Here is a 22,084-nt window from a genome sequence, read left to right on the forward strand (position 1 = left end):
GATCGAGTCCGGCATGAAGGGGTTGGGGGAGTGTGACGAAGCAACTCACCACCATCGGCTACGCCCACGCCACGCAGAATGCGCTGATCGCCGCCTTGCGTGAGGCGGAGATCGAACTCCTCGCCGATATCCGCGCCTTGCCGCTCTCGCGCCGGGCGGGGTTCTCAAAAAACTCGCTCAAGGCGGCGGTGGAGGAAGCGGGAATCGCCTACGCCCACTTCAAGCATCTCGGCACGCCCAAGGAGGGGCGCGATGCCGCGCGCAAGGGTGATTACGCGACCTTGCGCCGCGTCTACGAGGGCCAGCTCGAATTGCCCGAGGCACTGGCGCAGATGGCCGAGATACAGGCGCTTGCCGCCGAGAAACGCACCTGTCTGCTGTGCTATTGCGGAGAGGCGGAAAAGTGCCATCGCTCGCTCCTGATCGAGCACGGATTTCCGCAAGCAGAGGTCGTTCACCTGCATCCGCAGCTACCGACTTAGGACCGTAACGCCGCCTCGTGCGTAAAGAGAGCATGTGGTTCGATACCTGGTCAGACCTGTGGCGCGTGCTGATCATCACGGTTGCCATCTATACCACCCTGATCCTGATCCTGCGCGGCGTGGGCAAGCGCTCGCTGGCCAAGCTGAACATCTTCGATCTGGTGGTGACGGTGGCGCTGGGGTCCACGCTGGCGTCCATCATGCTGAGCAAGGACGTGTCCTATGCCGAAGGCGCGCTTGCCTTCGCCGTGCTGTGCGGATTGCAATGGTTCGTCGCCTGGCTCAGCCTGCGGGCGAGATGGTTCAAGCGCCTGATCCGGTCCGAACCGCGGCTGCTGTTCAGCGACGGCAAGTTTCTCGACAAGGCGATGCGCGACGAACGCATCCTGCGCCAGGAAGTCCATGCCGAGATCCGCAATCACGGTTTTGGTGATGACGAGGACATTGCCGCCGTGATCCTGGAAACCGACGGCACCTTCAGCGTGATTGCCAGGGACAAGGCCAAAACGCGCAGCGCCATGAAAGACGTCCGGCGCGCTCCGGAGGACCCGGTCGCGAATGCGAAGCCCGCCCGTTAGGCGAACCCGTGGCAGAAAGGGAGCGATGAGCAGACATGTGGTTCGATAGCTGGCAGGACATCGGCACCATCGCGCTCACCACGCTGGTGATCTATCTCGCGCTGATCTTCATTCTGCAAATCGCGGGCAAGCGCAGCATCGCCAAGCTCAACATTTTCGACCTTGTCGTGACAGTGGCGCTCGGCTCGATCCTGGCCTCGGTAATGCTGACTGGCAGCCTATCCATAGCGGACGGGCTGGCGGCATTCATCAGCCTCGCCTTCCTGCAATGGCTGGTGGCCTACGTCTCGGTGAGACTGGGCTGGTTCAAGCAGGTCATCCGCTCCGATGCGCGGCTGCTGTTGCTGGATGGCGAATTCCTGCGGGACGAGATGAAGGCGGAGCGAGTGACGCAGGACGAGGTGGTGGCCGCCGTGCGCAAGGAAGGGCATGGCCGGATCGAGGATATCGCCGCCGTCGTGCTGGAAACCGACGGCAGCCTCTCCGTGATCGTCGATCCGCCCGCCGCCCAGTACAGCGCCCTCAGGCCGCTGCTGAAGGGTGACGATCTTTCCGAAAGCTAGTGCGCCTGTAGCTGCTCGCCCAGGAACGCGGCGATGTCCGCCATGTCCACCTGCTTGTCGACAAAGGCCTCGCCAATGCCGCGCAGCAGGATAAAGGGCAGGGTGCCTGCGTCCATCTTCTTGTCGTGCAGCATGTGGGCGGCAAGGTCGGCGCCGCTGCAGTTCATGCCGAGAGCGGCGATTTCTGAGCGCAGCCCCGCCTTGTCGATCGCGGCGGTGACGCGGGCGGCATCGTCCAGCGAGATGTAGTCCAGCCGCGCCGAATAGCGGGCTGCCAGCACCATGCCCAAGGCCACGGCTTCACCGTGCAGCAACCTGTCCGAAAACCCCGTCTCGGCCTCCAGCGCATGGCCGAAGGTGTGGCCAAGGTTGAGCAGTGCGCGCGTGCCGGTCGTCTCGCGTTCGTCCTCGGCGACGATACGGGCCTTGGCCTTCACGCTCTCTGTAACGGCATATTGCAGCGCTTGGGGATCGCGCGCGGTCACTTTCGCGCCGTTCGCCTCGCACCAGGCGAAGAAATCCGCATCGCCGAGGATGCCGTACTTGATGACCTCGGCATAGCCTGCGCCCATCTCGCGCGGGGGAAGCGTGCCCAGCGTTGCCGTATCGGCCAGCACCAGCGCGGGTTGGTGGAACGCACCCACCAGGTTCTTGCCCGCCGAGGTGTTGATCGCCGTCTTGCCGCCAACGCTGCTGTCGACCTGCGCCAGCAGGGTCGTGGGAACCTGCACGAACCCGCATCCGCGCTTCAGCACGGCGGCGGCAAAGCCGGTGAGGTCCCCCACCACGCCGCCGCCCAACGCGAAAATGTGGTCGCCGCGCTCGATCCCGCGCTCCAGCAGCCAGTCGACCAGTTTTTCCAGCACGCCCCAGCTCTTCGCGCCTTCGCCCGGCTCGGTAATGAACCAGTCGACGCCTACGCCTGTCGCGCCAAGCGCTGTCTCCAGATGCTCGCCATGGGCGGCGTGCGAATTGCGATCGGCCACGGCGGCGACGCGATCCTTGCGGATGAAGTCCTTCGCCAGCGATCCGGCATCGCCCAGCAACCCGTGGCCGACCTGAACATCATAGCCGCGCCCGGCCAGTTCAACGCGGATCACAGCCATTTGTCGAGTTCCTCTAGTATGCGTGCCACGGCCTGCAGATGCGGGCCGGCGCTGGTGGTGACGTGTAGGGGAGCCTTCGCATAGGCTGGCTCCCGCTCTGCCTTCATGCGCGTGATGATTTCCCGCGCGTTGCCGCCGCGAAGCAGCGGGCGCTTGTCGTTGCGGCCGACGCGCTCCACCAGCGTGTCGATATCGCTGTCCAGCCAGACAGCGAGCCCGTTTCGCAGGATAAGGTCGCGCGTATCGTCCTGCACGAAGGCACCGCCGCCCGTGGCGATCACGCATTCGCTGCCTTCGTCTTCCAGCAGTCGCGCGATCACGCGGCGCTCACCGTTGCGGAAATAGGGTTCGCCGAACTGGTCGAAGATTTCGGGGATGGACATGTTGGCAGCTTCGGCGATCTCGTCGTCCGCATCGACGAAGTGCAGCCCCAGCGTGCTGGCAAGCTTGCGGCCAACGGTGCTCTTGCCCACGCCCATCATGCCCACCAGCACGATCGGGCGCGTCAGGCGACCGCGAATGGAGCGGATCGTCGCATCATCGGGCAAGGGCGTGGCAATGGTCATTGCCGCAAGGCCTATAGTTGGGCTAGTCGCGCTGGCAAGCATGAGCCGCTTTGTGGTGGCCAAGGGAAGCTATTTGCAAAAGTGTCGAAACGACGGATGACGATGGTGGTGATTGTGGTGCTGGCTCTGGCCGTGTTGCTGGGCGTGGCCTGGTACGATGGCGGGCGGCAGGAACAGCGCCTGATCGTGGAGCCTGTTTCGCTGCCGGAGGGCAATTCGTGAAGCGCGCCGTATTCCTCGTCACCGCTGCCGGATTGGCCCTCACTTCCTCGCTGGCGATGGCTGGCGGTCCGGAGGACCTGCTGCCGGACATTTTCCGCGATCCGCCGCCGCAGCAGCAGCCGTCGCCAACGCCGACCCCCACGGCGACCCGCACCGCCTCTCCATCGCAGCCAGCCCCGCCTTCCGCGCCGGGCGGCAGCGGCGAGATCGTGCAACCGCTTCCCGAGGGTTCAGGTCCGTCGTCTGTTGGCCGGGTGAGCCTGCCGGAAGACTTCCCCTCGCTCGCCGAGCTTGAGCAGATGGAACCCGACGAGATCAACGACCTCCTCGGCCTGCGTCCCAAGTTCGATATTCCCGCCGCCGCCCGCCGTGCGGTGGAAGGCGTGGGCCTGATCGCCCAGGCAGAGGGCGGCTTCCCGCGCGGTTCTCTGCGCAACCAGCCCGCGCGCCTCGTCAGCTCCGCGATCCAGGCCAGCAATGGCCCGGTCGTGTCGCGGTGGGGCCATATCCTGATGCGCCGCGCGCTCGCCAGCCGACTCGATGCCCCTGAAGGAATGAGCCCGGTTGCCTTTGCCGCCATGCGCGCCCGCGCTCTGGCCAGCATGGGCGAAGGTGCCGTCGCGCGCAGCTTCGTGCAGGATATCGATGGTTCGGAATACAATCCGGCGCTGGCGGCTGCCGCCTTCGATGCATACCTCGCGACCGGCGACGTGCTGGGCATGTGCCCCGTCGCGCGGTTGCAGAGCGACCTTGTCGACACCCCTGAATGGGAACTGCTGCAGGCGATCTGCGCCGCCTACCTCGGCGAAGCGCGCAGCGCGGACCGCCGCCTGCAGCGCGCTTTCGGCACCGGCGTTGCCGAAGAGATCGACGTACGCCTGGCGCAGCGATACGCCGGCGCTGCGGGCGAGGGTGGCCGCGCCGTGAACATCGAATGGGGCGGCGTCGAGGAACTGACTCTCTGGCGATATGCCCTGGCCCGCGCCGTGGGTGAGGACCTGCCGGAAGATCTCCGCGGCGAGCTTGGCCCTGCTTACGATATTTCCGACATTTTGATCCCGGCGACGCCGCTGCTCCAGCGCGTCGACGTTGCCGACACGGCGGCCGAGCGCGGGGTGATTTCGTCTGCCGCCATGGTCGATCTCTATTCCCAGCTCTGGGCGAGTGATCGCTACGATGCGGCGGACAAGACTCTCGCCGCACAGCTGCGCGAAGCCTACGTCGCCAACAGCCCGGACCAGCGGCTCGCCGCCATGCGTACGCTGTGGGGCGATGGGCTGGACTACGGTCGTCTCGTCCTCACCGCCTATGCCGCCGCGCGGCTGCCGGTGAGCGAGGACATGGCGGACGATGCCGCGCCGCTGATCGCTTCGATGCTGACCGCCGGGCTGGACCGTAACGCGATGCGTTGGGCCAGCGTGGTATCGGAAGGGAGCGAGGCCTGGGCCTTGCTTGCGCTGGCGCAGCCGAACCAGAGCGGAAATGTCGATCGCGGCGGACTGGACAGTTTCCTCGATGACGATGGCAGCGCCAATATGCGCAAGTCCGCGTTCCTGGTGGCTGGCCTTGCCGGGCTTGGCCGGATCGACAGCGGCGATCTGGCGGATTTCTCCGAGCGCGTGGGTGTGAACCTCGCCCGGCGCAGCGCGTGGAGCGACAAGATCGGCCGCGCCGGCGAACTGGGCAATTCCACGCTCGTGGCGCTGCTCGCCGGGCTGGGGATGCAGGGCAACAGCTGGGAGCGGATGACGCCGCGCCATGTCTTCCACATCGTGCGCGCGCTCAATGCAGCGGGCCTTGAAGCCGAAGCCCGGATGATCGCCGCGGAGGCGGTCGCACGCGGGTAGGGCCGTGTCCGCCGCCATCGACAGCTTCCTCGCCATGCTCGCCGCGGAGCGGGGCGCGGCGACGAACACCTTGTCGGCCTATCGCAGGGATCTGGAAGGCAGCGAAGGCGTGGTGGGGGACCTTGCCTCTGCGTCCCGCGCAGACCTGGAGAAATTGCCCTGCGCATGGGCCGAGCTTGCGCCATCGACGGTGGCCCGCAAGGTCTCGGCCTTGCGCCAGTTCTTCGGGTTCTGCATCGACGAGGGCCTGCGGGAGGATGACCCGTCCACCGCCTTGCCAAGACCGCAGGCGCGCCGTCCGCTGCCCAAGATCCTGACACACGCCGAAGTTGCCGCGCTTTTCGAGCAGGCCGAGAGCGAAGCCGCCAGCGACAGGCCCGCCCCGGTGCGAATGCTGGCGCTGCTGGAACTGCTCTACGGCTCGGGCCTGCGCGCCAGCGAACTCGTCGGCCTGCCGGTGGCGGCCGTGCCCCGCGATGCCCCGTTCCTGACGATTACGGGCAAGGGCGGCCAGCAGCGGATGGTCCCTGTCTCGCGCCGTGCGCAGCAGGCGATTGCGCGCTGGATGGAACTCAGGGAAACCGGCTCCGCCTTCCTTTTTCCCTCGCGCCAGAGCCATCTCAGCCGCATCCGCCTCTATCAGATGCTTAAGGAACTTGCCGCGCGCGCCGATCTTGACCCGGCCAAGGTCTCCCCGCACGTGCTGCGGCATGCCTTCGCCACGCATCTGCTGGAGGGCGGTGCGGATCTCAGGGTGCTGCAGACCCTGCTCGGACACGCCGACATCGCCACCACGCAAATCTACACCCACGTCGATTCCGCGCGGCTCGTGGCGCTGGTGAATGAACGGCATCCTCTTGCAGGCGGGCGCGGAGCGGGGTAGCGGCGTAGGCATGATTTCCTACCTCGAATTCGAAAAGCCGGTTGCAGAACTGGAAGCCAGGATCACCGAACTGCGCGACGCAGCGGGCGAGGATGGCCAGGTCGACATCTCGAAAGAGCTGGCAAGGCTGGAGAAAAGAAGCGCGGCCCTGCTGGAAAGCACCTATCGCGAACTTACGCCGTGGCAGAAGACACAGGTTGCCCGTCATCCTTCGCGCCCACATTTCCAGGATTACCTGAAGCACGGCTTCACCGATTTCATCCCGATGGGTGGCGATCGTTCCTATGCCGACGACCAGGCGATCATGGGCGGCCTCGCGCGGCTGGATGGTCGCAAGGTGATGTTGATCGGCCATGAAAAGGGGCATGACACCGAAAGCCGGATCAAGCACAATTTCGGCATGGGCAAGCCGGAGGGCTATCGCAAGGCGATCCGCCTGATGGAACTGGCCGACCGATTCGGCTTGCCGGTCGTGACGCTGGTGGACACCTCCGGCGCATTTCCCGGCATCGAGGCCGAGGAACGCGGGCAGGCGGAAGCCATTGCCCGCTCGACCGAGGCCTGCCTCGCGCTGGGCGTGCCGATGGTGGCCGCCATTGTGGGTGAGGGCGGCTCCGGCGGTGCCGTGGCGCTGGCCAGTGCTGAACGCGTGCTGATGTTCGAACACGCCGTCTACTCGGTGATCTCGCCGGAGGGTTGCGCTTCCATCCTTTGGCGCACGGCGGAAAAAGCGCCGCTGGCAGCAGAAGCGATGAAGATGACGGCGCAGGACCTCGAGAAGCTTGGCGTGATCGACCGGATCGTGCCCGAGCCTGTGGGCGGAGCACAGCGCAATCCGCAGGTCGCGGCGGAAGCCCTCGCGAAGGCGATCGGCGAGGAGCTGGACGCGCTATCCGGCCTCGATGCTGACACGCTGCGGCGCCAGCGCGAGGATCGGTTTCTCGCCATCGGGCGCAATCTCTCGCGCTGAGAACAGGCACCGCCTTCCTGCCCCAGGCGGGAACACTCGTTCGATAATTCGGTTTTGTGGGACAACACGTGCGCGCATCGTGCCAGGTGCGTCGCCAGTCCTGCGAGGAGGCCCGAATGCCGCTGAAGAATACCCGAAAATTGACTGCCATGGCGCTTGCCGGTGCCGCGTCGCTGGCGCTGGGCGCCTGCGCCAGCATTCCCGGCGCAAACGTTGCACCGGGATCTCCGATCACTGCTGAAGAAGCGCAGCTGGGCGCGGAGAATCACGAAGCCTTCGTGAATGAATTCGGCGGCGCGATGACGGGCCCCTATGCCCGCTACGTCGATCAGGTCGGTTCGAACATCGCCGTGCAATCCGGTCTGGCCACGCGTCCCGATGCGTTCGAGGTCACCCTGCTGAATTCCAGCGTGAACAATGCCTTCGCCGTGCCCGGCGGCTATGTCTACGCCACGCGCCAGCTGGTGAACCTGATGAACAACGAAGCGGAACTTGCCGCCGTGCTGGGTCACGAGGTTGGTCACGTTGCCGCCCGTCACTCGGCTCGCCGTCAGCAGGCCGCGCAGCGCAACCAGCTCCTGGGCCTGCTTGGCGCCGTGATCGGTGGAGCCGTGCTTGGCAGTTCGGATCTTGCGAACCTGAGCCTCCAGGGATCGCAACTGGCGACCCTGAGCTATTCCCGTAGTCAGGAACTGGAGGCCGACCAACTCGGCATCCAGTATCTCAATCGTGCCGGATACGATCCCAATGCGATGGCAACCCTGCTGGCCAGTCTTGCAGCCCAGAACCAGCTCGATGCGCAATTGCAGGGGCGCGACAATGCGACGATCCCCGAGTGGGCATCGACCCACCCCGACCCCGCCAGCCGGGTGCAGAACGCCCGCCAGCTTGCCGGCGGGGCTACCGGCGTCGTGAATCGCGAGACTTTCCTCAGCCGTATCGACGGCATGATCTACGGCGACGATCCCGAGCAGGGCATCATCGAGGGGCGGCAGTTCATCCACCCGATCCTGCGCTTCAGCTTTACCGCGCCGCAGGGTTTCTACATGGTCAACGGGACTCGCGCCGTCACCATCAATGGCGACCAGGGTCGCGCGCAGCTGACTGTCGGACCTTACAACAACAACCTCGATGCCTATGTTCGCAACGTTTTCAGCGCACTTGGCGGTGAACAGCAGCAACTGACGCCGTCCAGTATCTCGCGCACCACCGTGAACGGCCTCCCCGCGGCTTACGGCACGGCCAGGGTAAACAACGGTCAGCAGCAGGTGGACGTGACCGTCTTCGCTTACGAGTTCAGCAGCGACACGGCCTATCATTTCGCGGCGATCACGCCGGCCGGACAGGCGGGCGTATTCAACCCGCTCTACCAATCGATGCGGCGAATCAGCGCGAACGAGGCAGGCAGCGTTGTGCCCAGGCGCATCGACGTCGTCACCGCGGGGCGGGGCGACACGGTCCGAACCATGGCCGGGCGAATGGCCTACACCGATGCCCAGCAAGCACGTTTCCGCGTCTTGAACGGGCTTGGTGCAAACGACCAGCTCGTACCGGGACGCGAATACAAGATCGTCGTCCGCTCGAACTGAGCCTGGGACTCACGAACACGCCGAACGGGGCCGACATCGCTGTCGGCCCCGTTGAACTTTTGAAGAAAAGGCGGTAGTTTTACTTGATGCCTTTTCATCCGTAGGCTTAGCCGCCGGTCGACCCCGAAGGAGCCTTTGCATTGGCATTGGTCAGTTCGGTGTTGACCGTGTTGAAGGTGTTGGTGAGCTCGCCGCCGAGGCTCTGCATGGCGGTGATGGCAGCAACTGCGATCAGAGCAGCAATCAGGCCGTATTCGATGGCGGTGGCGCCCTGTTCGTCACGGACGAGGTTCTTGAAGAAGGTCATTTTAAATCTCCTGGTTTCAGTCTTCGGTACCCGGCTCAACCGGAAGTCTCCGAGCGAGCAGTTTGGTTTTTACTTAGAAGATGTTGAGAAATTCCTAACCGCGAACGTCATTATTCACGGCTTCGACGTCATCGCTTACGTCATTCCACATTTCGATGGCCTCGTTGGCGAATGACTGCATTGCCGCGATCATCCCGATCACGATCATTGCGAGGATGATGCCGTATTCTACAGCCGTCGCACCGCGGGTATCGCGAAGCAGGCGCTTGATGAAATCTTTCGCAAACAACGCTGGTCCCCTGTCTAAAGTACGACAGGATGCGGTTTTGCAGCTTTGATTTAACAATTCCTTTCGAAGGACCGTTCGAGTGCAAAATAATCCGACATGGATCCTCGTCGTCGCGCTGGCCCTGTTCGACGCGGAAGGCCGCCTCTTCCTGCAGCAACGGCCGACCGGGAAGCATCATGGGGGCATGTGGGAATTCCCCGGCGGCAAGGTGGAAGCCTCTGAAAAACCTGCAAATGCCCTTGTCCGGGAGATCGCGGAAGAACTCGCGCTGGCCATCGACCCTGTGCAACTGGAGCAGGCGTTCTTTGCCGAGGAAGGCAGCGATCCGGCGGTCGTTCTCAATCTTTACACATCGCGCCAGCAGGTTGGCGTACCGCAGTCGCTGGAAGGCCAGGCCTGGGGCTGGTTCACGCTGGCGGAGGCCGTTGGCCTGCCACTGGCGCCCATGGATCGAAAACTATTGTCACGCTTTGACCGATAGGGGTTGCCAAGCTGCAAAAGCCCCCCTATTTGCCCGGCCTCTCAAGCGCGCCAGTAGCTCAGCTGGATAGAGTACCTGACTACGAATCAGGCGGTCGGAGGTTCGAATCCTTCCTGGCGCGCCAAGAAAGGGACTGACCCGGAAGGGTCGGTCCCTTTTTTGGTTCCATCATAGGGTAATGCGGACTTCTGCGGCGGAGCTGTCGACCCGCCAGTGTCCTTTTCTCCCTCCTCCGGAACTCTTCCGCTCGCTCACCTGTTCATCCTGCAAACGCATTGAACAGGAGCATTCCCTTGTCCGAAGATATTTTCGCCCGCCTCAAGGAAGATCACGAATCGCATCGAGCCCTTCTCGACAAGATGGCCGAGACCCATGGTGAGAGCGACGAGCGCAAGGAACTGCTCGAACAGTTCACCAAGGAAGTGAAAAGCCATGCCGCCGCGGAAGAGCAGGCGCTGTATTCCACGATGCTGCGCAAACCGCCGACCACGGACATGACGCGCCATTCGGTTGCCGAACACCACGAATTGAACGAACTGCTCAACGATCTGGCGGCGCAGGACATGTCCTCGTCTGCATGGATGGCCACCTTCAAGAAGCTGGACCACGACTATCGCCACCACATCAACGAGGAAGAGGAAGACCACTTCCCCGAATTCGAACCCCACCTGACCGAGGAAGACCGCGAGCACATGCGCAGCGTCTTCGATCGCCGGAAAGCGGAGGAGAAGGAAGAAGCCGAGGTGACGCCCGAGAAAATGGAAGACGCCAAGGAATAGTCTCCAGGTCCCCAGCGCGGAGGGAACATCATTGGACAAGGTCGAGAACCGGGTCGAGGATTACGACGAGACCTCGGTGGAGCCGGGTGTGTGGCGTTATGCCAAGGCACGAAAGGTCCGCGTCGTCATCGACGGCGCGGATTATTTTGATCTCATCCAGCAAGCGATGCTGAAGGCGCGGCAGCGCATCCTGCTGATCGGTTGGGATTTCGATACCCGCATCCATCTGAAGCGCGGTCGCCGCTGGTGGCAACGGGGCTGGAAAAGCCAGTATCCCTCGCGACTCGGCAGCTTCATCGTCTGGCTGAACAATCATCGCCCGGACCTTGAAATCCGCATCCTCAAATGGAGCTACGGTTTCCTGAAGTTCTTCGGGCGCGGGGCCATGCTGCTGGACCTGGCCCGCTGGGCGACGCACCGGCGAATCGATTTCAAGTTCGACACCGCCCACCCGGTCGGCTGTTCGCACCACCAGAAGCTGGTGATCATCGATGACGATTTCGCCGTCTGCGGCGGCATCGACATGACCACGCGCCGTTGGGACACGCGTGAGCATCTTGAGAATGATCCGCGCCGCAAGCGGCCCGACGGGACTCCCTACGGCCCCTGGCACGACATGACGATGATGATGGAAGGCGACGTCGCGGTCGAACTGGAACGGCTGGGCCGTGCGCGCTGGGTCAGGGCAGGGGGCAAGCCGCTGAGCGTGCCCGAGCGCGATCCCGGCAGCGCCTGGCCCGATGGCCTGGTGCCGCATTTCGAGGATGTCGAAATCGGCATCGCCCGCAGCAGGGCCGCCTACGATCACGATTGCAAGATCGACGAGGTGGAGACGCTGTTCCTGAGACAGATCGCCGCAGCCAGGCGATTCATCTATATAGAGAACCAGTATTTCACCTCGCGCACGATCTGCGAGGCTATCGCCAGGCGACTGGCGGAGCCGGAGCCGCCCGAGATCGTGATCGTGATGCCCCGCACGGGCGAAGGCTGGGCGGAAGCAACCGCGATGGACCCGGCGCGCGACGAATTGGTAGAAGCACTGAACGAGCTTGACGGTAACGAACGGTTCCACCTCTACGTGCCGTTCAGCGGCGAGACGCCGATCTATGTCCACGCAAAGCTGATGATCGTGGATGACAGGGTCCTGCGTATCGGGTCGTCCAATCTCAACAACCGGTCGATGGGCCTGGACAGCGAATGCGACGTCTTCATCGATTGCGACCGGCCCGGAAACGGCAAGGCCGAGGCGAAGATCCGTTCCATCCGCGAATCGCTGCTGGCGGAGCATCTGGGGATATTCGAGCAGGATGTGCCGTACCTGATCGAAAAGAACGGCAGCATGGCCGGCATGATCGCGTATGTCGGCAACAAGAACCGTCGCCATCTGCGCCCGTTGCATCCGGGGCGGCACGAGGACTGGGAGACGGAACTGGCGCTGGAACAGCGGCTCGACCCCGAAGAGCCGGAGGAGCTTCTCGAACTCGATGCTTCCAGGCGTGGCCTTTTTCGTCGCGGCAGCCTATTGGCGAGAGCGCGTAGCAAGCTGAAGAGAAAGCGCGACAGGACGAATGAGTAGCCTTGTAGGTCCCGACGAGGACGATCCCCGCGGCAAACCCCCGGTTCCCGAAGATGTACAGGAAGCGATCCGCACGCTCATCAAATGGGCGGGTGACGATCCCACGCGCGAAGGTCTGCTGGACACACCCAAGCGCGTGGCACGGGCGTGGAAGGAATATTGCATCGGGTACGATGAAGACCCCGCGCACCACCTTTCCCGCGTGTTCGAGGAAGTGGGCGGATACGATGAAATCGTGCTGCTGAAGGACATTCCCTTCCAGAGCCACTGCGAACACCACATGGCTCCCATCATCGGCAAGGCCGCAATTGCGTACCTGCCGACGGACCGCGTGGTCGGCATTTCCAAGCTGGCGCGGGTGCTGCATGGGTTCGCGCGTCGCTTGCAGGTGCAGGAGCGCCTGACCGCCGAAGTGGCCCAGTGCATCCAGGATCATCTCAATCCCCGCGGCGTTGCCGTGGTGATCGAAGCAAGCCACGCCTGCATGACAGCGCGCGGCGTACGCACGCCCGGCGTCAGCATGGTTACAAGCCAGGTGATGGGCACTTTCCGCAAGGATTCGAAGAGCCGCGAGGAAGTGCTCAAGCTGATGGGCTACTGAGCGGGCCGCAGGGCACCGCCACACGAATTGAAAGGAATATGATGACTGCATTGCGCGTAAGGGGCGGACAGAAGCTGGTCGGCAAGATCGACCCCTCCGCCAACAAGAACGCGGTGCTCCCGGTACTGTGCGCAACGCTGCTCAGCGATGCGCCGATCATGCTGCGCAACGTGCCGGAGATTACCGATGTCACGCGCATCCACGCATTCTTCACGGAGCTCGGCTCCACCGTGGAGTGGGACAAGCAGGCGAAGACCCTGCGCATCGACCATTCCACGATACCCTCCAGCGCGAAGGCCAAGCTGCCGCAGGCGATGCGCGCATCGATCATGATGATCCCCGGCCTGCTGGCTCGCCTGGGCGAGGCGCGGCTGGAGCACGAGGTGAAGGGTTGTACGCTTGGCGCGCGCGAGATCGATCCGCACGTACAGGTGTTCAAGGCCTTCGGGGCAGAGGTTTCCTACGAAGGCAAGGACATCGTCTTCCGCAATGCGCGCAAGGCCGAAGGCACGCGCATGTGGCTGGAATATGCCTCCGTCACGACGACCGAGAATTTCATCATCAGCGCGCTGACCGCGACCGGCACGAGCCAGATCGTGAACGCCGCGTGCGAGCCGCACGTGCAGGAAATGTGCACGTTCTTGGAACAGATGGGCGGCACGATCCGGGGGAAGGGCACCTCCATGGTGTCCATCGACGGGTTCCGCGATTTCAAGGAAGTGGACTACACCTTCGTCGAGGACTTCCACGAGATCGCCACTTTCCTCGCGCTGGCGGCTGTCACCGGCGGCGACGTCTCGGTGCGCAACACGCGGCCCGAGGACTTCATGCTGATCGACCGCACGTTCGAGAAGTTCGGCGCCCACGTGGAGCACAAGGACGGCTGGTCGCGCCTGAACGCGCCGGAGGAACTGGTGGTGCAGCGCAATTTCACCAACCACCTCACCACCAAGGTCGAAGCCGCCCCGTGGCCCTATATCCCCGCCGACCTGCTGCCGATCTTCATCGCGCTGGGCGTGAAGGCCAAGGGGCAGACGATGTTCTGGAACAAGGTCTACGAAGGCGGGCTGACGTGGCATACCGAACTCAGCCTGTTCGGCGCGCACACGCTGCTTTGCGACCCGCACCGCCTGATCACTTTCGGCGGCGACAAGCTTGTGCCGGCGACCGTGACCAGTCCCTACATCATCCGCGTGGCCATCGCCCTGCTGATGGTGGCGGCCAGCATCGACGGCGAATCGACCATTCTCGATGCCGACCCCATGCGCCGCGCGCACCCGAATTTCGTGCCCAATATCGACAGCCTCGGCGTCGATGTGTCTTGGGACGACTAAGAGAAGGGGAAGGGCACGTGGCCCTGACCAAGCAACTACCCCGAAAAGAAGAGGATCAGACTATGCGCAAGATCGTACTCGCCGCCAGCATGGCCGGCACGGCTCTCACCCTGGCCGCCTGCGGCGACACTTCGGATGTGCCGTCCGACGTGGAGACCATGGAGCCGGTCGAGCAGATCGAAACCTATCCCGACGCAGTGGACGTCGTCGCCAATGCCAGCACCGCTTCTGCAGAGGAACTGGTCGCCGTGGAAGGCGTGTCTCAGGAACTGGCCGACGCCATCGTTGCGGGCCAGCCCTATGACGACGTGATCGCTCTCAACACCGTGCTGCTGGCAAATGGAACCGAAGAAGAAGCCGCCATGGTGCTGGAAAACGTCTTCGTTCCGGTCAACCTCAACACCGCGACCGCAGAGCAGATCGCGCTGATTCCTGGCATGACCGACCGCATGGTTGGCGAATTTCTGGAATACCAGCCCTACGAGAACATGGACGAATTCGACCGCGAAATCGGCAAGTATGTCGATGAAGACGAAGTCGCCCGCCTGCGCCGCTACGTCACTCTCTGACGCAGCTGCAGGGCTATCCTGACGATCTCGATGGCGGCCATGATCCCGATGTGGATCCAGGCCGTCGTCGGGTCGAAGGATGCCAGCACCCAGTGAACGAACATCAGCACCGCCGCCGGGTAGACGAGGCGGTGCAATTTCTTCCATGACCGCTTGAGCGCCCGCACGGACTTGTCGTTGGATGTGATCGCCAGCGGTATGAACAGCGCCAGCGCCAGCCAGCCTGTCAGCATGTCCGGTTTGGTCGCCTCATCCAGCACCGGTTGCAGCGCGGTCTTGTTCCACAGGTAGATCACCGTGTGCAGGGCCGCGTAGGCGAAGCTCGCCACGCCAAGGTCGCGCCGCCTGCGCATTAGCCATATGGCCCAGCCGGCCTTGCGGAATAGCAGCCGTATGGGCGTTACCGCCAGCGTCACCATCAGCAGCCACGCGGCCCAGTCGCCCGTGTCCCCGATCGCGTGGCCAAAGCCATAGGTTCGCGGCGTCAGTGCCCATTGGCCCAGTATCCATGCGCCGGGCAGCGCGAGCACGAGCCACAGGAACGAACGGGATTTCAGGATGGCCTGCATGGCTTGATACCGTATCCTTCAAAAAAGGGCGCCCGAACCGGACGCCCTTTCCTTTTTCAGTTATCAGCGATCAAAGCTGGCCGAGCATGTGCTCCGCGCTGGAGACCTTGAACTCGCCGGGCCCTTCCACGTTGATCTCGGTCACGACGCCGTCGTCCACGATCATGGAATAGCGGTTGGAACGGGTGCCCATGCCATAGCCGCTCATGTCGGCCGTCAGGCCCAGCGCCTTGGCAAAATCGCCGCTGCCGTCGGCCAGCATGGTGACCTCGTCACCGCCGTCGGCCTTGTTCCAGGCGCCCATCACGAAGGCATCGTTCACCGCGGTGCAGGCGATCTCGTCGATGCCCTTGGCCTTCAGTTCATCCGCCTTTTCCACGTAGCCCGGCAGGTGCTTGGCAGAGCAGGTGGGCGTGAAAGCGCCGGGCACGGCGAACAGCGCCACCTTCTTGCCGGCGAAGAAATCGCTGGACTGCACGGCTTCCGGGCCGTCGCTCGTGGGTTTCACCAGCTTTACGTCGGGAAGCTTGTCACCTTTGGAAATCGTCATTTGGTAATCCTCCTGTCACCGTCCAGGGGCCGACATAAGTGCTGGTGCGATTGGCGCAAGCACAATGGCTCCAAAAGGAGGCTCCAAAGGCGGGGGTTGTCCGCCAACATCGTCCCGCCTATGTGCAACCGCAACATAGGCGTTGCATGGAGCCCCGGCGACGCATCACCCGAACACGACAGGAGACGTGCCCGTGGCCGACGCCGCTTTCGACGACTATATCATCAAGGACATTTCGCTCGCCAACTACGGCCGTGCCGAAATCAACATTGCCGAAACCGAAATGCCGGGCCTGATGGCCACGCGCGAGGAATATGGCGATGCGCAGCCGCTGAAGGGCGCGCGCATCACAGGCTCGCTGCACATGACCATCCAGACCGCCGTGCTGATCGAGACGCTGGTTGCCCTTGGCGCGGAAGTACGCTGGGCCACCTGCAACATCTTCTCCACGCAGGATCACGCCGCTGCCGCGATTGCAGAGCAGGACATTCCCGTGTTCGCCGTGAAGGGCGAGAGCCTGGCCGATTACTGGGACTATGTGGGCAAGATCTTCGACTGGTCGACCGATGACGATCCGGACCAGACCGCCAACCTCATTCTCGACGATGGCGGCGATGCCACCATGTTCGCGCTGTGGGGCGCACGCCTCGAAGCGGGCGAGGAAATGCCCGAGCCGGCGAACGCCGAGGAAATCGAGATGCAGCGCGCACTGAAGGAATTCGTGAAGCGCAAGCCGGGCTACCTCACCAAGTCGGTGCAGAACATCCGCGGCGTGTCCGAGGAAACAACTACCGGCGTTCACCGCCTCTATTCGCTGGCCAAGAAGGGCAAGCTGCCGTTCCCCGCGATCAACGTGAACGATTCCGTCACCAAGTCGAAGTTCGACAACCTCTACGGATGCCGCGAATCGCTGGTCGACGCCATCCGCCGCGCCACCGACGTGATGCTTTCGGGCAAGGTCGCCCTGGTCGCCGGTTTCGGCGACGTGGGCAAGGGCTCCGCACAGTCGCTGCGCAACGGCGGCGCGCGCGTGCTCGTGACCGAGATCGACCCCATCTGCGCGCTGCAGGCGGCAATGGACGGTTTCGAGGTCGTGACCATGGAAGAAGGCGTCAAGCGCGCCGACATCTTCGTCACCACCACGGGTAACGAGGACGTGATCACCGCCGATCACATGAAGGCGATGAAGCCGATGAGCATCGTGTGCAACATCGGCCACTTCGATTCCGAAATCCAGATCGGCGCGCTCTCCAATTACGAGTGGACCGAACTGAAGCCGGGCACGGACCTGGTGAAGTTCCCCGACGGCAAGGAAATCATCGTGCTGGCCAAGGGCCGCCTGGTGAACCTCGCCTGCGCCACCGGCCACCCCAGCTTCGTGATGAGCTGCTCCTTCACCAACCAGGTGCTGGCCCAGATGGAACTGTGGGAACGCCACGACCAGTACGAGAACGACGTCTACGTCCTGCCCAAGAAGCTGGACGAGAAGGTCGCTGCGCTGCACCTCGACAAGCTGGGCGTGAAGCTGACGAAGCTGAGCCAGGAACAGGCCGACTACATCGGCGTGCCGGTGGAAGGCCCGTTCAAGCCGGAACATTACCGCTACTGATCGCAACCACGCGACAAGCAGCGATTTTCAGGACGCCCCGGCCATAGCGCGCCGGGGCGTCTTGTTTTTGGCATCAGGACTGTCGGCATCCGCTTGCAGGCCATTGCAACTGCGCCCCCGCTCTCATAGCTGCATAACGGAATGGAACTGACCCCCTCCGCCATGGCCCTGCTGGGCCTGATGCTGGCCGCGTGGACCTTTGGCGCGGTGTGGCTGGTCGTGGGTTCGCTCCAGCGCGCGCGGGCTGCCCGGCACGCCCGCAATTCCGTGCGGCGGCTTTCGCGCATGATCGACGATGCGCCCGCCATCCCGCTGCTGGTCCGCCCGGACGGCAAGATCGAGGGGCCGGACAGGCTGGCCAAATGGCTGGGCATGGACGAATTGCCGGGCTTTCTCACCGAACTTGGCGGCGGGCTTGCCGACGAAGACCTGAAGGATCTGCACGAAGCCGTGCGCCGTACGCACAAGACCGCCGCGCCGTTCAGTATGGTGGTGACGCCGAAAGGCTCGACCAAGAGCCTGGCCGTGCGCGGACAGCTGGCGGATTCCGTCATCGCCTCTGGCGGGGCGGCCATGGTCTGGTGGTTCGATTTTTCCGAAAGCCAGGGCGAACTTGCCCGTCTGCGAGAGGAAACCGCACGGGCGCGCAACGATTTTGCTGCGCTGGTAGGGCTGATCGAAGCGGCGCCGATGCCAATGTGGTTCCGCGGCCCGGAAATGGACCTGCGCCTCGTCAACAGCGCCTACGTCTCGGCGGTCGGCGCGAAGAATGCTGCCGCCGTGGTAGAGGACCAGATCGAACTGGTCGAAAAGGTGGACGGGCTTTCGGCTGCACAAATCGCCCATCAGGCCCGCAGCCGTGACTTGCCGGTGGAGCGCATCGTGCAGGCCACCGTTGGCAACCAGCGCCGCACCCTGCGCGTGTCTGACCTGCCGCTGGGCGAGGAAGGGGTGGCCGGTTACGCCATCGATATCGAGGAGATGGAAGAGCAGACCCGCGCCTTCCGCGCCTTCCGCGCAGCGCAGCGATCTATGCTGGACCAGCTTTCCGTCGGCGTCGCCCAGTTCGATCCGGACCGGCGGCTCGCGTTCTGCAACCAGCCGTTCCAGCGCATCTTCGCGCTACCCAATTCCACACGCGTCGACCCGCCCGATTTCGACCGTTTCCTCGATCTCGCCCGCGATGCCGGCCGCCTGCCCGAAACGCGCGATTTCCCTTCTTGGCGGGCTGAGCTGGCAGGCTGGTTCACGCAGGATGCCCCGGTGGAGGACGCCTGGACCCTGGCGGACAGCACCTACCTGCGCATCGTTGCTCAACCCTTGCCGGATGGCGGACTGGTGCTGGTGGCAGAGGACAGGTCCGAGCAGCTGGCGCTTTCGGCCACGCGGGACACGCTGCTGCGCACTCGCACGGCAACCTTCGATTCGCTGTTCGAATCGCTTGCGGTCTTTGCGCCCGATGGCCGTATGCAGCTGTGGAACCGCCGCTTTCCGACGATCTGGGGCCTGCCGGAAGAATTCGTCGACGAGCACCCGCACGTCGACAAACTGCTGGACCGGATATCCAACCGCCTCGCGCGGCCCGGCCAGCGCAAGGCCATCGGCGAGGTCGTGCGCGCCGCGACGCTGGATAGGAAGCAGCGCGGAGGGCGCGTGGTGCTTTCCGACGGGCGCACGCTGGAATTCGCCGGGGTTCCGCTGCCCGATGGCAATGGCCTGCTGACCGTGCTGGACGTGACCGATTCCACCAAGGCCGAGGAGGCCCTGCGCGAACGGAACCAAGCGCTGGAAGAGGCGGACGCTGTGAAGACGCGCTTCCTTGCCAACATGAGCTACGAATTCCGCACGCCGCTCACCTCCATCGGCGGGTTCGCCGAGCTGTTGCAGAACGGCGTGGCGGGCGAATTGTCGGAGCAGGGCAAGGAATATGTCGGCGCGATCATCGCCTCGGTCGAGCGGCTGTCGCAACAGATCGAATCGGTTCTCGACCTGACGCAAAGCGAGGCCGGACTCCTACCCATCGCGACCGAGGAGGTGGAACTCCTCAGCTTTGCAACGCAGGTCGTGCGGGCGCGCGAGGAAGCGATCGAGGCGAAGAACATCACGCTGGACCTGCGCGGCGACAAGAGCGCCGGCACGGTGCAGGCGGACCGCCGCCAGCTTGCCCGCGCGGTCGGCAACCTGCTCGACAACGCCATTTCCGCAACGCCCGAAGGCGGGCGTATCCTGGTGGCGCTCGCACGGCGCAAATCGGGTGCGCGCATCGTCATTTCCGACAATGGCGAGGGCATGCGGCCCAGCGAACTCGCCCGCGCGCTGGACGGCTATCGCCTGACCGGCAGCGACGGCAGGGAAGGCAAGCGCGGCCTCGGCCTGCCGCTCGCCCGGCAATTGATCGAGGCGCATGGGGGCAGGCTGGAAATCCAGTCGGAGAAGGGCGCGGGCACGACGGCGACGGTGAAACTGCCGTGAGCATCGCGTTACCCGATCTCGCCGCCATGGAAGCGTTCGGGAAGCGGATAGCGGAGAAACTGCGGGCCGGCGACGTGGTGGCGCTGACGGGCGGGCTCGGCACGGGCAAGACCACGCTCTCCCGCGCGATCCTGACGGCTCTTGGCCACCGGGGCGACGTGCCATCGCCCACCTTCACCATCATCGAGACTTACGAGCATCTCGATCCGCCGGTCGTCCATGCGGATTTCTATCGTTTGGAAGAGCCTTCGGAAGTGGAGCAGCTCGGTCTCGACGACTATCGCGAAGGCGCCGCACTGCTGGCGGAATGGCCCGACCATGCCGGTGGCTTTGCGAATGAGGCGGGTTGCCTGCAAATCGCGCTGGAAATGGCGGATGAAGGGCGCTTGGCCGTTGTAGAACCCGGCGCAGGTTGGCAAGAACGCTGGCCATGACCACACCACTTCCCGCAGGGCTGGACGAATTCCTGGAAAGTGCCGGTTGGCGCGGTGCCGAGATCGAACCGCTGCCCGGCGATGCCAGCTTCCGCCGCTATTTCCGCGTGCGCAAGGCCGACAATCACGCCATGCTGATGGACGCTCCTCCGCCGCATGAAGATCCGAAGCCCTTTCTCGATGTCGGCAAGTGGCTGATCGGGCAGGGCCTGCGCGCGCCGAAGATCTTTGCCGAAGCGCCAGAGCGCGGCCTCGTGCTGATCGAGGATTTCGGGCACGACCGGATGCGCGACTGGCTGGATACGAACCCGGCCGAGGAACGCCGCGCCTACCGCGATGCGATCGACGCGCTGGTGGACCTGCACAATTGCCCGCCGGGACCGTTCGAAAGCTACACGCTGGAAACCTATCTTCGCGAAGCGTCCCTGTTTCCCGACTGGTTCTGCGTCGCCGCCGGGCTGGAAGTCGACCCGATGGGTTTCGCCACCGCCTGGCGCGAGGCACTGGGGCCGCTTCTGATCCGCCAGCAGCCGGGCGTTACCGTGCTGCGCGATTACCATGCCGAGAACATCATGCTGCTGGGCGGCAAGGGCGAATATACGGGCGAGCAGGGCCTGATCGATTTCCAGGACGCACTGGTCGGCCACCGCGCCTACGATCTCGTCTCGCTGCTTCAGGATGCGCGGCGCGACGTCTCGGTCGACCTCGAAGCCGAAATGCTCGACCATTACCGCAGCCGCATCGCCGTGGACGAGACGTTCGATGCCGATTACGCGGTGCTCGGTGCGCAGCGCAACGCCAAGATCGTGGGCATCTTCACCCGTCTGTGGAAGCGCGACGGGAAAGACCGCTACCTGCCCATGATCCCGCGTGTGTGGGAAGCGATGGAGCGCGATCTGGCGCACCCGGCGCTGGAACCTGTCGCCCGCTGGTTCGCTGCCAATATACCGGACGAAGTGCGCGCAAGGCAGGGGGGCATTTTCGGGTGAGCAATTTGGCCAGCGATACCGCCATGGTTCTCGCCGCAGGCCTGGGCAAGCGGATGCGCCCGCTGACGGCGACCCAGCCAAAGCCGATGGTGCGCGTGGCGGGCAAGCCGCTGGTGGACCACGCGCTCGACAAGCTGGCCGATGCGGGCGTGGCCCGCGCCGTCGTCAACGTGCATTATCTGGCCGACGCCATCGAAGCCCACCTGAAGGAGCGCAGTTCTCCGCAAGTGATCATCTCCGACGAGCGCGAGCAATTGCTGGAAACGGGCGGCGGCATCGTGAAAGCGGCAGGCCACCTGCCAGATCCGTTCTTCTGCCTCAATTCCGACAACATCTGGCTCGATGGCCCGGTGAACGCCTTTGCCGACCTTTCCACCTTCTGGGACGCGGACGAAATGGACGCGCTGCTGCTGCTGGTGACACACAAGGCGGCGCACAACTTCAGCGGCAAGGGCGATTTCCACATGGATACAGAGGGTCGCCTGCGCCGTCGCCAGTCCGGCCGTATCGCGCCCTACATCTTCACCGGTATCCAGCTGATTTCCAAGCGTCTGATGCGCGACGCGCCGGAAGGCCCGTTTTCCACGAACACACTGTGGAGCCGCGCCATCGAGGAAGGGCGCCTGTTTGGCACGGCCTTCACCGGGCAATGGTTCGAAGTGGGCACGCCGCAAGCCATCAAACCGACCGAAGAAGCTCTTTCGGAAGTCTGAAACCGC

25 protein-coding genes and 1 tRNA gene are annotated in these 22,084 nt (G+C 64.0%); 20 read left to right on the top strand and 6 right to left on the bottom strand.

The features are described from left to right. Positions 1-32: 32 nt before the first annotated feature. The 3 genes from ABFX23_RS11150 to ABFX23_RS11160 are packed head-to-tail and all read left to right on the top strand — an operon-like array spanning position 33 to position 1,623. Positions 33-482 carry a DUF488 domain-containing protein gene (locus ABFX23_RS11150; protein WP_346033125.1) on the top strand — a complete coding sequence of 150 codons (450 nt, stop codon included), beginning with the start codon at positions 33-35 and terminating at the stop codon, positions 480-482. A 32-nt stretch (positions 483-514) separates the two neighbouring features. After that, positions 515-1,060, top strand: a complete 546-nt coding sequence (locus ABFX23_RS11155; RefSeq protein WP_346033126.1) for a DUF421 domain-containing protein — start codon at positions 515-517, stop codon at positions 1,058-1,060. A 35-nt stretch (positions 1,061-1,095) separates the two neighbouring features. Further along, positions 1,096-1,623: a DUF421 domain-containing protein gene (locus ABFX23_RS11160; RefSeq protein WP_346033127.1), complete on the top strand. Its 528-nt coding sequence runs from the start codon at positions 1,096-1,098 to the stop codon at positions 1,621-1,623. On the opposite strand, the gene aroB is transcribed toward ABFX23_RS11160, so the two are convergent. Both aroB and ABFX23_RS11170 read right to left on the bottom strand, forming a co-directional pair. Next, positions 1,620-2,729 (bottom strand): 3-dehydroquinate synthase, encoded by a 1,110-nt coding sequence (gene aroB, locus ABFX23_RS11165; RefSeq protein ID WP_346033128.1) that lies wholly within the window; start codon positions 2,727-2,729, stop codon positions 1,620-1,622. The genes ABFX23_RS11160 and aroB overlap by 4 nt on opposite strands. Beyond that, positions 2,720-3,295, bottom strand: coding sequence for a shikimate kinase (locus ABFX23_RS11170; RefSeq protein ID WP_346033129.1), 576 nt, complete (start codon positions 3,293-3,295; stop codon positions 2,720-2,722). Before ABFX23_RS11170 ends, aroB begins: the two co-directional genes overlap by 10 nt. A gap of 81 nt (positions 3,296-3,376) precedes the next feature. On the opposite strand from ABFX23_RS11170, the gene ABFX23_RS11175 reads away from it, so the two are divergent. From ABFX23_RS11175 to ABFX23_RS11195, 5 genes are all read left to right on the top strand, one after another. Beyond that, positions 3,377-3,517 (top strand): hypothetical protein, encoded by a 141-nt coding sequence (locus ABFX23_RS11175; RefSeq protein WP_346033130.1) that lies wholly within the window; start codon positions 3,377-3,379, stop codon positions 3,515-3,517. Further along, positions 3,514-5,364, top strand: a complete 1,851-nt coding sequence (locus tag ABFX23_RS11180) for a hypothetical protein (RefSeq protein WP_346033131.1) — start codon at positions 3,514-3,516, stop codon at positions 5,362-5,364. Before ABFX23_RS11175 ends, ABFX23_RS11180 begins: the two co-directional genes overlap by 4 nt. 4 nt (positions 5,365-5,368) lie before the next feature. Then, positions 5,369-6,247, top strand: coding sequence for a tyrosine recombinase (locus ABFX23_RS11185; RefSeq protein ID WP_346033132.1), 879 nt, complete (start codon positions 5,369-5,371; stop codon positions 6,245-6,247). Positions 6,248-6,257: 10 nt separating this feature from the next. Beyond that, complete coding sequence (locus ABFX23_RS11190) at positions 6,258-7,217, top strand: acetyl-CoA carboxylase carboxyltransferase subunit alpha (protein ID WP_346033393.1); 960 nt, start codon at positions 6,258-6,260, stop codon at positions 7,215-7,217. Positions 7,218-7,333: 116 nt separating this feature from the next. Further along, positions 7,334-8,806: a M48 family metalloprotease gene (locus ABFX23_RS11195; RefSeq protein WP_346033133.1), complete on the top strand. Its 1,473-nt coding sequence runs from the start codon at positions 7,334-7,336 to the stop codon at positions 8,804-8,806. Between the two features lie 106 nt (positions 8,807-8,912). Here ABFX23_RS11195 and ABFX23_RS11200 read toward each other — a convergent pair whose 3' ends face one another. Together ABFX23_RS11200 and ABFX23_RS11205 are read right to left on the bottom strand one after the other, a co-directional pair. Next, entirely contained in the window at positions 8,913-9,113 is a 201-nt protein-coding gene (locus ABFX23_RS11200; protein WP_346033134.1) for a Flp family type IVb pilin, read from the bottom strand. Between the two features lie 94 nt (positions 9,114-9,207). Next, positions 9,208-9,402: a Flp family type IVb pilin gene (locus tag ABFX23_RS11205; RefSeq protein WP_346033135.1), complete on the bottom strand. Its 195-nt coding sequence runs from the start codon at positions 9,400-9,402 to the stop codon at positions 9,208-9,210. A gap of 79 nt (positions 9,403-9,481) precedes the next feature. Between ABFX23_RS11205 and ABFX23_RS11210 the strand changes: the two genes are divergently transcribed. The 7 genes from ABFX23_RS11210 to ABFX23_RS11240 all read left to right on the top strand — a co-directional run bounded on the left by ABFX23_RS11210 (position 9,482) and on the right by ABFX23_RS11240 (position 14,742). Beyond that, positions 9,482-9,883, top strand: coding sequence for a (deoxy)nucleoside triphosphate pyrophosphohydrolase (locus ABFX23_RS11210; protein WP_346033136.1), 402 nt, complete (start codon positions 9,482-9,484; stop codon positions 9,881-9,883). 47 nt (positions 9,884-9,930) lie between these two features. Continuing rightward, a tRNA-Arg gene (locus ABFX23_RS11215) sits at positions 9,931-10,007 on the top strand. A gap of 169 nt (positions 10,008-10,176) precedes the next feature. Next, positions 10,177-10,662, top strand: a complete 486-nt coding sequence (locus ABFX23_RS11220) for a hemerythrin domain-containing protein (protein WP_346033137.1) — start codon at positions 10,177-10,179, stop codon at positions 10,660-10,662. Positions 10,663-10,693: 31 nt separating this feature from the next. Next, the gene (locus ABFX23_RS11225) at positions 10,694-12,238 is read left to right on the top strand and encodes a phospholipase D-like domain-containing protein (protein ID WP_346033138.1); all 1,545 of its coding nucleotides are present in this window, start codon (positions 10,694-10,696) and stop codon (positions 12,236-12,238) included. Then, on the top strand, positions 12,231-12,839 hold the full coding sequence (gene folE / locus ABFX23_RS11230) for a GTP cyclohydrolase I FolE (protein ID WP_346033139.1): 609 nt from the start codon (positions 12,231-12,233) through the stop codon (positions 12,837-12,839). Before ABFX23_RS11225 ends, folE begins: the two co-directional genes overlap by 8 nt. A gap of 41 nt (positions 12,840-12,880) precedes the next feature. Beyond that, positions 12,881-14,173: a UDP-N-acetylglucosamine 1-carboxyvinyltransferase gene (locus ABFX23_RS11235; RefSeq protein WP_346033140.1), complete on the top strand. Its 1,293-nt coding sequence runs from the start codon at positions 12,881-12,883 to the stop codon at positions 14,171-14,173. A 62-nt stretch (positions 14,174-14,235) separates the two neighbouring features. Then, positions 14,236-14,742: a hypothetical protein gene (locus tag ABFX23_RS11240; protein WP_346033141.1), complete on the top strand. Its 507-nt coding sequence runs from the start codon at positions 14,236-14,238 to the stop codon at positions 14,740-14,742. On the opposite strand, the gene ABFX23_RS11245 is transcribed toward ABFX23_RS11240, so the two are convergent. Both ABFX23_RS11245 and ABFX23_RS11250 read right to left on the bottom strand, forming a co-directional pair. Further along, positions 14,727-15,311: a protein-methionine-sulfoxide reductase heme-binding subunit MsrQ gene (locus ABFX23_RS11245; RefSeq protein ID WP_346033142.1), complete on the bottom strand. Its 585-nt coding sequence runs from the start codon at positions 15,309-15,311 to the stop codon at positions 14,727-14,729. The genes ABFX23_RS11240 and ABFX23_RS11245 overlap by 16 nt on opposite strands. A 70-nt stretch (positions 15,312-15,381) precedes the next feature. Further along, the gene (locus ABFX23_RS11250) at positions 15,382-15,861 is read right to left on the bottom strand and encodes a peroxiredoxin (protein WP_346033143.1); all 480 of its coding nucleotides are present in this window, start codon (positions 15,859-15,861) and stop codon (positions 15,382-15,384) included. Positions 15,862-16,054: 193 nt separating this feature from the next. Between ABFX23_RS11250 and ahcY the strand changes: the two genes are divergently transcribed. The 5 genes from ahcY (at position 16,055) to ABFX23_RS11275 (ending at position 22,078) form a co-directional block, all read left to right on the top strand. Beyond that, positions 16,055-17,470 carry an adenosylhomocysteinase gene (gene ahcY, locus ABFX23_RS11255; RefSeq protein WP_346033144.1) on the top strand — a complete coding sequence of 472 codons (1,416 nt, stop codon included), beginning with the start codon at positions 16,055-16,057 and terminating at the stop codon, positions 17,468-17,470. A 141-nt stretch (positions 17,471-17,611) separates the two neighbouring features. Continuing rightward, positions 17,612-19,942 (top strand): PAS domain-containing sensor histidine kinase, encoded by a 2,331-nt coding sequence (locus ABFX23_RS11260; RefSeq protein ID WP_346033145.1) that lies wholly within the window; start codon positions 17,612-17,614, stop codon positions 19,940-19,942. Continuing rightward, complete coding sequence (tsaE, locus tag ABFX23_RS11265; protein WP_346033146.1) at positions 19,939-20,376, top strand: tRNA (adenosine(37)-N6)-threonylcarbamoyltransferase complex ATPase subunit type 1 TsaE; 438 nt, start codon at positions 19,939-19,941, stop codon at positions 20,374-20,376. The genes ABFX23_RS11260 and tsaE overlap by 4 nt, the downstream gene beginning before the upstream one ends. Then, positions 20,373-21,365 (top strand): aminoglycoside phosphotransferase family protein, encoded by a 993-nt coding sequence (locus ABFX23_RS11270; RefSeq protein WP_346033147.1) that lies wholly within the window; start codon positions 20,373-20,375, stop codon positions 21,363-21,365. The genes tsaE and ABFX23_RS11270 overlap by 4 nt, the downstream gene beginning before the upstream one ends. After that, positions 21,362-22,078 (top strand): nucleotidyltransferase family protein, encoded by a 717-nt coding sequence (locus ABFX23_RS11275; RefSeq protein ID WP_346033148.1) that lies wholly within the window; start codon positions 21,362-21,364, stop codon positions 22,076-22,078. Before ABFX23_RS11270 ends, ABFX23_RS11275 begins: the two co-directional genes overlap by 4 nt. Positions 22,079-22,084 lie beyond the last annotated feature (6 nt).

Source organism: Erythrobacter westpacificensis (assembly GCF_039542285.1).
Taxonomy (GTDB): Bacteria; Pseudomonadota; Alphaproteobacteria; order Sphingomonadales; family Sphingomonadaceae; genus Alteraurantiacibacter; species Alteraurantiacibacter westpacificensis.